This window comes from Vibrio sp. V03_P4A6T147 (assembly GCF_002241085.1).
GTDB classification, from domain to species: Bacteria; Pseudomonadota; Gammaproteobacteria; order Enterobacterales; family Vibrionaceae; genus Vibrio; species Vibrio anguillarum.
The window spans coordinates 1-9918 of sequence record NZ_NDIO01000264.1; the positions used below are offsets into that span (position 1 = coordinate 1).

A 9918-nucleotide genomic window follows, 5' to 3' on the forward strand; every position below is an offset into this window, starting at 1 on the left:
CGTGGCGCTTTCGCTTTACCAGTTTGAGGCCGACCAGTGCCGCGGCTACCATCGGCACCACTGTTACGGGTACTTGAAGCAGGCTTGCGACGGCCAGTAGTTGTGCCATTGGTTGTCGTACCGTTAGTTTTCTTACCATTCGTCGTTGTACCATTGGTCGTACGACTTTTAGGCTTGCCCGTCGTCGTTACGCGCTCTTCATGGCGCTTAACGGCACGGCGAATTTTTTGGCTACGCGCACGCTCACGAGTACGTGAAGTGTTGTCTTTGCTCAAATCTAGCATCGTCTCTTTTTCAGGACGCAGTTCAACCAATTCACGTAAATAGTTTACATCTTTAAGATCCAGTTCCATCCAACCGCCGCGTGGCAGTTTTTTGTCCAAATAGATCTCGCCATAACGAACGCGTTTCAAACGGCTCACTGTGGTATCTTGAGATTCCCAAAGACGACGAACTTCACGATTACGGCCTTCGTTAATCGCGACGTAGAAAGTATGGTTCATACCTTCACCACCAGCGTAAACGATATCTTCAAAGCGTGCCAAGCCATCTTCTAGCTCAACCCCTTTAACGAGGTTACGCACTTTCTGCTCGTTCACTTCGCCGAAAACACGCACTAAATATTCGCGTTCTACTTGACGGCTTGGGTGCATAAGGCGATTCGCCAATTCACCATCGGTAGTAAAGAGAAGTAAGCCTGAGGTGTTGGCATCTAAGCGGCCAACTGAAATCCAACGCGAACCACGAATTTTAGGTAGACGATCAAATACCGTCCGACGACCTTCTGGATCATGACGGGTACAAAGCTCACCTTCCGGTTTGTAGTAGGCAAGCACTCGACAAATAACCTCTTCTGGCGCTTTAACGGAAACAGCATGTCCATCAATACGCACAACTGCGTTATCATCTTCTAGACGCTCGCCCAACATAGCTACCTTGCCATTAACACTGACACGTCCTGCTCTAATCAAAGCTTCTAACTCACGACGAGAACCATGACCAGCTCGTGCTAAAACTTTTTGTAACTTTTCGCTCATTTATCTACCTATGTGTCGTCTTCACAGACGTCGAATGAAAAAATGCGACCCCAAAATCGCGGCCGCATAGTATCTCAAATTCTACGCCAAAAAGCACTCGTTTTGATGGCCTACTCAAAAGCTATTCAAAAGGTGTTGGATCGCCCGCTCCCACGCGAGCAACCACCATATCATCTTCACTGAAATCAATCACTGTCGTCGGCTGTTCACCTAAATAACCCCCGTTTAAAATGACATCCACGGCATGCTCAAGGCGATCCCGAATCTCTTCTGGATCCGATTCTGTATGGGTGTTGCCGGGCAAAATAAGTGAAGTGGACATTAGCGGTTCACCTAACGCTTCAAGTAAATCAAGTGCAATACGGTTATTAGGCACGCGGATACCGATCGTCTTACGCTTCGCATTCATCAACCGACGTGGCACTTCTTTGGTCCCTTTAAAAATAAAGGTATAAGGGCCAGGTGTATTATTCTTGAGCAAGCGAAAAGCGGTATTATCCACACGCGCATAAAAAGAGAGCTCTGACAAATCACGGCACAGCAAGGTAAAATTATGCTTATCATCAAGGCGGCGAATTTGGCAAATACGCTCTAATGCTTGTTTATTTTCTAGTTGGCAGCCTAGTGCATAACCAGAATCCGTTGGGTACACAACAACTCCGCCATTGCGGATAATGGCAACCGCTTGAGTAATCAAGCGAGTCTGCGGGTTTTCTGGATGAACGTAAAAAAACTGGCTCATTGTAATTCCTCATTATTGAGTCTATCTACAGGGCTTAAACCCCAATCTTTCCAGACAGGATCGACGCCAGAAGGCAACCAAAGATTTCGCCCCAGTTCCATCCAAGGTGAGGGGTAATGAAAGTCACTGCCTTGAGAAGCTAATAGATTGTATTGTATGGCATAATCAGCCAAATTACGTCTTTCTTGTGGCGCTTGTTGTGGCTGTGCCACTTCCATAGCGTCACCACCCGCTTCTACAAACGCCGTTATTAAGCGCTTGAGCCACTTGGTCGTCAAGTCATATCGTCCAGGATGCGCTAATACCGCTTGGCCACCAGCGGCGTGTATTGCTTCAACGGCATCGGTCATCGAGCACCAACTGGGTGGTACATACCCGGGATTATCGCGGGTGAGAAACTTTTTGAACACCTGCTGCATGTTCTTCGCAAAACCCTGTTCAACCAGCCATTTTGCGAAATGCGCACGAGTAATCGGTGCTTCTCCGGCGATGGCTTGCACCTCTTCTAACACCCCTTCACGTGTCACTTTTTGCAATCGTTGTGCAATCAATTGTGCGCGCTGCACACGATGTGCCTTTTGCTGCTCAATTAACTGCTGCAGAGCTTGAGCGTTTGAGTCGATGTTGAGCCCAACAATATGAATATCTTTATTTTGCCAAACCGTGGAAATCTCGATGCCATCGATCAAGGTGATGGGTAATTGTTGCTGATTAATATAGTCATGAGCAATAGTTAATGCATCAGTCGTATCGTGATCAGTGATCGCCAATACCTCAATATCAAAGCTTAGCGCCCTATCGATTAACGCTTGCGGCGATAACCTGCCATCTGAAGAAGTGGTGTGGCTATGTAGATCAATTCTCATAATTTTATTTTGGCCATCTTTTAGGCTTGACTTTTTACTCTCGCACTAGTTAACTAGTACGCAAATGCAAGGCACGTATTTGAGGTTGACCATGTTACAAGAATTTAACCAAAACCATAATCACAATTTAAGCGCAGCTTCATCTGAGCTCAATTGGTGGCACACTTGGACAAGTTCTTGGTGGGCAACCGTGTACTTTTAAAATAGAACACGAATTCACAAAGCCCGCCTCAATGAGCGGGCTTTTTATTTTGTCGAATAGCTCACATTACATTGCGCAATAAAACAGCGAAACCCCCAAAGTGAAGATTGGGTCTCTAAGAAGATTATGCGAGTATGGACGACAGGAACATTAAAATTCATCAAGGAGGTCTTGTGAATAAGACCATTGAAATTAAAAGCTTAGGCCAAATTGACGTAATCAATATGTCCGTGCCTTATACCCAAGATCCAACACGTCTATTTCATACGCTATGTGAGTCAAAAACAGATTGTTTGCTATTAGAATCCGCCGAGATCGACTCAAAACAGGATCTCAAAAGTCTATTATTGGTTGATGCTGCCGTGCGCATCACTTGCTTTGGTCACGTTGTCACTTTTCACGCATTGACAGACAATGGTCAACAGCTCATCGAACATCTACAGCGTAATATTAAAACGGATATTGAACATCAGTTACAACAAAATACCTTAACACTTCAATTTCAAGCACCATGCGACACGCTAGACGAAGATTCTCGCCTACGCGAAGCCTCTTCTTTTGATGCACTACGTCTCGTGCAGCACAGTTTCGATCTTCGTCATCACGATAAACATGCCCTCTTTCTAGGCGGTTTATTTGCCTACGATTTGGTGGCCAACTTCGAACCGCTAGGAAATGCCGATACGACTAATCAGTGTCCAGACTACGTTTTTTATATCGCGGAAACCTTGTTAGTGATTGACCATAAAACTGAGCATTGTCAGTTGCAAGCCAGTGTTTTTAACCCCACGCCAACAATGCGCGAAACATTAATTACTCGTTTACAAGAGATCGCGCAGCAATGTGCCGCACCCAAATTACTACCGCAAGCCAAAACCGTAGCTAACGTAAGCGTGACAACGAATATTTCTGACCAAGAGTTTTGCAAGACCGTTCAAGCGTTAAAAGAATTTGTCGTGAAAGGCGATGTTTTTCAGGTGGTCCCTTCTCGCCGATTTACCCTGCCTTGCCCTTCACCACTTGCTGCTTATAAAAAACTGAAAGAGAGCAATCCAAGCCCTTACATGTTTTATATGCAAGACGAACGCTTTACTCTGTTTGGCGCTTCTCCTGAAAGCGCATTGAAATACGCCACCGAAACCAACCAGATTGAGATTTACCCTATCGCAGGGACTCGCCGCCGTGGTAAACGCGCCGATGGTTCAATTGATTTTGATTTAGATAGCCGCATTGAACTTGAACTACGTTGCGACAAAAAAGAGAACGCTGAACACATGATGTTGGTCGACCTTGCGCGCAACGATGTCGCGCGTATTGCACAAGCAGGAACGCGCCACGTCGCTGATTTATTGAAAGTGGATCGCTACAGTCACGTTATGCATTTGGTTTCTCGCGTGGTGGGTCAACTCCGAAGCGATCTCGATGCACTGCACGCTTACCAAGCGTGCATGAATATGGGCACACTCACTGGTGCGCCGAAGATTCGCGCCATGCAGCTTATCCGTAACGTGGAAAAAGCCCGCCGTGGCAGTTACGGTGGCGCGGTAGGCTATCTTACCGGGGAAGGCGATTTAGATACTTGCATTGTGATCCGCTCGGCTTATGTCGAACAGGGTATTGCGCAAGTTCAAGCGGGCGCTGGGGTCGTTTATGATTCAGACCCTCAATCGGAAGCCGACGAGACACGTGGTAAAGCACAAGCCGTGATCTCTGCAATTCAAGCCGCGCATCAGGAGTAGCAGACATGGCCAACATTATTTTTATCGATAACTTTGATTCCTTTACCTACAACCTTGTTGATCAATTCCGCTCACTCGGCCATACGGTGACAGTTTATCGCAACAACATCGCCGCACAGAGCATTGAACAAGCGGTCTTTCAATTGGATGAACCGCTGCTGCTACTCTCCCCCGGACCGGGCGCGCCCGCAGACGCGGGATGCATGCCACAATTAATCCAACGCCTTAAGGGCAAAGTGCCGATCATTGGCATCTGTTTAGGTCACCAAGCGATTGTTGAAGCTTACGGCGGCACTGTCGCGGGTGCTGGCGAAATTATTCATGGAAAAATCTCGATGATGGAACACCAACATCACCGTATTTACCAACAGCTACCGTCACCACTAGCCATTGCTCGTTATCATTCCCTCGTGGCTACTGAGGTTCCAGATAGTTTAACCATCACGGCTGAGGTTGATGGGCTCGTGATGTCCGTGGTGCAAGAGCAAGATAAAGTGTGCGGCTTTCAATTTCATCCAGAGTCCATCATGACTACTCATGGCGCAGCATTGCTTGCCAATGCGATCGATTGGGCTTTAGAAAAAAGCACCCACTAACGGATTTATAGGGATATTTTATGGAAAACATCATTAATAAACTTTACGCGCAGCAGTCGCTCTCGCAAGCAGAAAGCCAGCAACTGTTTGATGTCATCATCCGTGGTGAACTCGACTCTATTTTGATGGCGGCGGTATTGACGGCACTGAAAATCAAAGGTGAAACACCCGATGAAATTGCTGGCGCAGCCAAAGCATTATTGGCTAACGCGGCCCCGTTTCCAAGGCCAGACTATGATTTTGCAGACATAGTCGGTACTGGTGGTGATGGTTCAAATACTTTTAATATTTCAACCACCGCAGCATTTGTTGCTGCTGCCTGTGGCGTAAAAATTGCCAAACATGGTAATCGTGGAGTATCGAGCAAATCAGGCTCTTCTGATCTACTGGATTCATTTGGTATTAACCTTGCGATGAGCGCTGAAAATACTCGCCAAGCCATCGATGATTTGGGCGTCGCTTTCCTATTTGCGCCGCAATATCATGGTGGCGTGCGTCATGCGATGCCCGTGCGCCAAACCATGAAAACGCGCACTATCTTCAATATATTAGGACCGCTGATTAACCCTGCTCGCCCCAACATTGAACTGATGGGTGTTTACAGTAAAGAACTGGTTCTGCCTATTGCCCAAACCATGTTACAAATGGGACTGAAACGTGCAGCGGTCGTTCATGGCAGTGGTTTAGATGAAGTGGCGATTCATGGTGAAACCTTAGTGGCTGAAATTCGTGATGGACACATCATCGAATACACCTTAACACCTAAAGATTTTGGTGTTGAAAGCTACCCACTCGAAGCCATTCAAGGTGGTGAGCCTGCGGAGAATCGCGCCATTATCACCAACCTGCTGACTGGGAAAGGCACGCCAGCGCAACTGGCTGCCGTCGCTGTCAATGTGGCGCTGCTGCTGCGTCTTTTTGGCCAAGAAGATCTCAAAGCCAATACACAACAGGCCATTAGTGTAATGAACTCGGGCAAAGCCTATCAGCTTGTCCAACAACTGGCACAAAGAGGTTAAGCCCCATGCCTGAGCAACTTTCTGACCACATTTCAACCCAGCATACTCAAATGGCTAAAGTATTGGCCAAAATCGTCACTGACAAATATGAGTGGGTCGAGCAGCGTAAAACGCAGCAACCATTGGGCAGCTTCGAACACTTATTAACCGCATCGGATCGCTCGTTTTATGATGCGTTAAACACGGGTAAAACCGCTTTTATTTTGGAGTGTAAAAAAGCGTCACCTTCCAAAGGGCTCATTCGCCAAGATTTTGATTTGGATTATATCGCCTCGGTTTACCATCAATATGCAGACGCCATTTCAGTTTTGACTGATGAAAAATATTTCCAAGGCAACCTCGAATTTCTGCCACGCGTTCGCGCGCAAGTAAGCCAACCTGTGATTTGCAAAGACTTTATGGTTGATGTTTATCAGGTTTATTTGGCTCGTCACTACAGTGCAGATGCCATTTTATTGATGCTGTCCGTCCTTGATGATCAACACTATCAAACGCTAGCCAATGTGGCTCACCAACTGGGTATGGGTATTTTAACCGAAGTGAGCAATGAGGAAGAGCTGCATCGGGCAGTCGCCCTGCAAGCGAAAGTTATTGGCATTAATAACCGCAACTTGCGCGATCTCTCAACCGATCTAAATCGCACTAAACAGCTGGCACCGTTACTCCCAGAAGGAACCATGATCATCTCGGAGTCTGGCATTTATACTCACCAACAAGTGCGTGAACTTTCACAATACGCCAATGGATTTTTAATCGGCAGCTCGTTAATGGCCGAAGAAAATTTAGAGCTAGCGGTACGCAAAGTGACGCTCGGCGAAAACAAAGTGTGCGGCTTAACTCATGCTGACGATGCGGCCAAAGCCTATCAAGCTGGAGCCGTGTTTGGTGGCTTAATTTTTGTGCCGCAATCCAAACGCTATGTCGACTTGGACAATGCACGTTTGACGATGAGCGGCGCGCCGCTGCGCTACGTGGGCGTGTTTCAAAATCACACTATTGAAGCCATTACGCAGATTGCTACGACGTTAAAACTCTTTGCGGTGCAACTGCATGGCGAAGAAGATCAAGCCTATGTTGACCAATTGAGAGCTCGCTTACCTAGCCAGATTGAAATCTGGAAAGCTTATGGCGTGAGCGACTGCCTACCAACCAAGCTTGAGCGCCACATTGACCGTCACTTATTCGATGCCAAAGTAGGAACGCAATCTGGCGGCACTGGCCAACGGTTTGACTGGCAATTACTAACCGAGGTAAACGATGTCATGTTGGCGGGTGGCTTATCCCCTGAAAATGCTCAGCAAGCAGCAAACATCGGTTGTTTAGGGCTCGATCTTAATTCAGGTGTTGAGAGCGAACCGGGAAAAAAAGACTTACACAAGCTAACCCTAGCGTTCGACGCTATTCGGCAGTACTAACACTAAATCGATTCCCATTGGCTTGAAAAGCGAGTGACTCACCCAGCCGCAAGGTCAAGTAGCAAGGGATAACAACAGATTCATTACCGCTGAATCACTCAGCAGTAACACAGAGACTAAGGATACGAATCATGGCAAAACTCGATGCCTATTTTGGCGAATACGGTGGTCAATACGTTCCACAAATTTTAGTACCAGCGCTTGACCAATTGGAACAAGCTTTTATTGATGCGCAGGAAGATCCTGAATTTCGTGCTGAATTCATGACGTTACTACAAGAGTATGCAGGTCGGCCAACGGCGCTAACTTTGACGCGAAATCTCACGAAAGGCACAAAAACCAAATTGTACTTAAAACGTGAAGACTTATTGCACGGTGGCGCACACAAAACCAACCAAGTACTTGGTCAGGCACTGCTTGCTAAGCGTATGGGTAAACATGAAATTATTGCCGAAACAGGCGCAGGGCAACATGGTGTTGCAACGGCGTTGGCCTGCGCACTACTGGGACTAAAATGTCGCGTTTATATGGGTGCAAAAGATGTTGAACGCCAAAGCCCCAACGTGTTTCGTATGAAGCTGATGGGCGCAGAAGTGATCCCCGTTCATTCAGGATCAGCAACACTTAAAGATGCGTGCAATGAAGCGCTACGTGACTGGTCTGCCACCTATGAAACCACCCACTATTTATTAGGTACAGCAGCGGGGCCTCACCCATTTCCAACCATAGTCCGTGAATTTCAACGTATGATTGGCGAAGAAACGAAACTGCAAATTTTGGCTCGCGAAGGTCGTTTACCAGATGCGGTGCTTGCTTGTGTCGGCGGCGGTTCGAACGCGATTGGCATGTTTGCTGACTTTATTGAAGAAAAGAATGTCCGTTTGATTGGCATTGAGCCAGCAGGAAAAGGCATTCATACCCACCAGCATGGCGCGCCATTGAAGCACGGCAAGACAGGTATTTTCTTCGGCATGAAATCACCTTTGATGCAAGATGAAAACGGGCAAGTGGAAGAGTCTTACTCGGTGTCCGCTGGGCTTGATTTCCCTTCTGTTGGCCCTCAGCACGCTCATCTTTATGCGACAGGCCGCGCTGAGTACGAAAGCATTACCGATGATGAAGCACTCGATGCTTTCCAATCGATCGCACGTAACGAAGGTATTATTCCCGCGCTGGAATCATCACATGCGGTTGCTTACGCCGTGAAGATGGCGTATGCCGAGCCAGAAAAAGAGCAGTTATTGGTCGTGAATCTATCCGGTCGCGGCGATAAAGATATTTTCACCGTCCATAAACTATTAGAAGAGAAAGGAGCGCTGTAATGGATCGCTATCAAACCCTATTTCAGCGTTTAGCTGACAACAATCAAGGTGCGTTTGTTCCATTTGTGACCATCGGGGACCCAGATCCAGAGCAATCACTGCACATCATGCAAACGCTAGTGGAAGCAGGAGCAGACGCATTAGAACTCGGTATCCCTTTCTCTGATCCGCTCGCTGATGGCCCAACCATCCAAGGGGCTAATATTCGTGCACTGGATGCAGGGACGACTCCAGATATCTGCTTTGAGTTAATAACCAAAATTCGCGCGCAATATCCCGACCTGCCTATCGGACTACTCATGTATGCCAACCTAGTTTATTCACGCGGCATCGAAAACTTCTACCAACGCTGTAAAAATGCGGGTGTAGATTCAGTATTGATCGCCGATGTTCCGACTAATGAAAGCCGTGAATTTGTCGCGGCGGCAGACAAATACGGGATTCAACCCATTTTCATCGCACCACCCACCGCCAGTGATGAGACCCTAGCCGCGGTCGCCAAACTTGGCCGTGGCTATACTTATCTACTGTCTCGATCCGGTGTGACAGGAGCAGAAACAAAAGCCAATATGCCAGTACATGCCTTGTTGGAAAGACTGAACCAATTTGATGCCCCACCCGCATTGCTTGGGTTTGGGATATCAGAACCTGAGCAAGTCAAACAGGCCATCACCGCCGGTGCCGCTGGCGCAATATCGGGATCCGCAGTGGTGAAAATTATTGAACAACGACTTACTCAGCCAGATGAAATGTTAACGACTCTCAGCCATTTCGTTTCCAGCATGAAAGCAGCGACGTTGAAATAAATTGGTTTACAGCAAAAACCAACCCGATCGATTTCTGAGTCAAACCAAGAAATCGATCTTTTTTTTAACATTTACGCCTCGCCAAATTCATTCACAAAACACAAACCAAACACTCATTAAATTGACAAAACAAATAGCAAACGTTTTCTTTTTGAAAAAACCACGCTTCATGTC

General features: G+C 47.1%; 10 protein-coding genes and 1 other annotated feature. Of the genes, 7 read left to right on the forward strand and 3 right to left on the reverse strand.

The window, feature by feature from the left end; genetic code table 11:
• The 3 genes from rluB to B9J84_RS10500 form a co-directional block, all read right to left on the reverse strand.
• The coding region (gene rluB / locus B9J84_RS10490; RefSeq protein ID WP_143698854.1) for a 23S rRNA pseudouridine(2605) synthase RluB at window positions 1-1037 on the reverse strand (1037 nt) is incomplete at its 3' end.
• 121 nt (window positions 1038-1158) lie between these two features.
• A complete protein-coding gene (locus B9J84_RS10495) occupies window positions 1159-1779 on the reverse strand; it encodes an L-threonylcarbamoyladenylate synthase (protein ID WP_094124084.1) in 621 nt (206 codons plus the stop codon).
• A complete protein-coding gene (locus B9J84_RS10500) occupies window positions 1776-2645 on the reverse strand; it encodes an RNase RNM (protein WP_017042022.1) in 870 nt (289 codons plus the stop codon). The genes B9J84_RS10495 and B9J84_RS10500 overlap by 4 nt, the downstream gene beginning before the upstream one ends.
• Before the next feature lie 64 nt (window positions 2646-2709).
• On the opposite strand from B9J84_RS10500, the gene B9J84_RS10505 reads away from it, so the two are divergent.
• The 7 genes from B9J84_RS10505 (at window position 2710) to trpA (ending at window position 9744) form a co-directional block, all read left to right on the forward strand.
• Window positions 2710-2847 carry a hypothetical protein gene (locus B9J84_RS10505; protein WP_010318233.1) on the forward strand — a complete coding sequence of 46 codons (138 nt, stop codon included), beginning with the start codon at window positions 2710-2712 and terminating at the stop codon, window positions 2845-2847.
• Window positions 2794-2896, forward strand: a sequence feature (Trp leader region). It overlaps the preceding gene by 54 nt.
• Before the next feature lie 124 nt (window positions 2897-3020).
• Entirely contained in the window at window positions 3021-4586 is a 1566-nt protein-coding gene (locus B9J84_RS10510; protein WP_088732219.1) for an anthranilate synthase component 1, read from the forward strand.
• Between the two features lie 5 nt (window positions 4587-4591).
• Window positions 4592-5182, forward strand: a complete 591-nt coding sequence (locus B9J84_RS10515) for an aminodeoxychorismate/anthranilate synthase component II (protein WP_013857142.1) — start codon at window positions 4592-4594, stop codon at window positions 5180-5182.
• Between the two features lie 20 nt (window positions 5183-5202).
• Window positions 5203-6201 carry an anthranilate phosphoribosyltransferase gene (gene trpD / locus B9J84_RS10520; RefSeq protein WP_013857143.1) on the forward strand — a complete coding sequence of 333 codons (999 nt, stop codon included), beginning with the start codon at window positions 5203-5205 and terminating at the stop codon, window positions 6199-6201.
• 5 nt (window positions 6202-6206) lie between these two features.
• A complete protein-coding gene (gene trpCF, locus B9J84_RS10525; RefSeq protein WP_094124085.1) occupies window positions 6207-7616 on the forward strand; it encodes a bifunctional indole-3-glycerol-phosphate synthase TrpC/phosphoribosylanthranilate isomerase TrpF in 1410 nt (469 codons plus the stop codon).
• 131 nt (window positions 7617-7747) lie between these two features.
• Complete coding sequence (trpB, locus tag B9J84_RS10530) at window positions 7748-8938, forward strand: tryptophan synthase subunit beta (RefSeq protein ID WP_013857145.1); 1191 nt, start codon at window positions 7748-7750, stop codon at window positions 8936-8938.
• Entirely contained in the window at window positions 8938-9744 is an 807-nt protein-coding gene (gene trpA / locus B9J84_RS10535) for a tryptophan synthase subunit alpha (protein ID WP_094124086.1), read from the forward strand. The genes trpB and trpA overlap by 1 nt, the downstream gene beginning before the upstream one ends.
• The last annotated feature ends 174 nt before the right edge of the window (window positions 9745-9918 follow it).

Excerpts from the sequence above, each read along its gene's own strand:
- B9J84_RS10495 (WP_094124084.1), bottom strand. The coding sequence starts at position 1,779 with ATGAGCCAGTTTTTTTACGTTCATCCAGAAAACCCGCAGACTCGCTTG.
- B9J84_RS10500 (WP_017042022.1), bottom strand. The coding sequence starts at position 2,645 with ATGAGAATTGATCTACATAGCCACACCACTTCTTCAGATGGCAGGTTA.
- B9J84_RS10505 (WP_010318233.1), top strand. The coding sequence starts at position 2,710 with ATGCAAGGCACGTATTTGAGGTTGACCATGTTACAAGAATTTAACCAA.
- B9J84_RS10515 (WP_013857142.1), top strand. The coding sequence starts at position 4,592 with ATGGCCAACATTATTTTTATCGATAACTTTGATTCCTTTACCTACAAC.
- trpD (WP_013857143.1), top strand. The coding sequence starts at position 5,203 with ATGGAAAACATCATTAATAAACTTTACGCGCAGCAGTCGCTCTCGCAA.
- trpCF (WP_094124085.1), top strand. The coding sequence starts at position 6,207 with ATGCCTGAGCAACTTTCTGACCACATTTCAACCCAGCATACTCAAATG.
- trpB (WP_013857145.1), top strand. The coding sequence starts at position 7,748 with ATGGCAAAACTCGATGCCTATTTTGGCGAATACGGTGGTCAATACGTT.
- trpA (WP_094124086.1), top strand. The coding sequence starts at position 8,938 with ATGGATCGCTATCAAACCCTATTTCAGCGTTTAGCTGACAACAATCAA.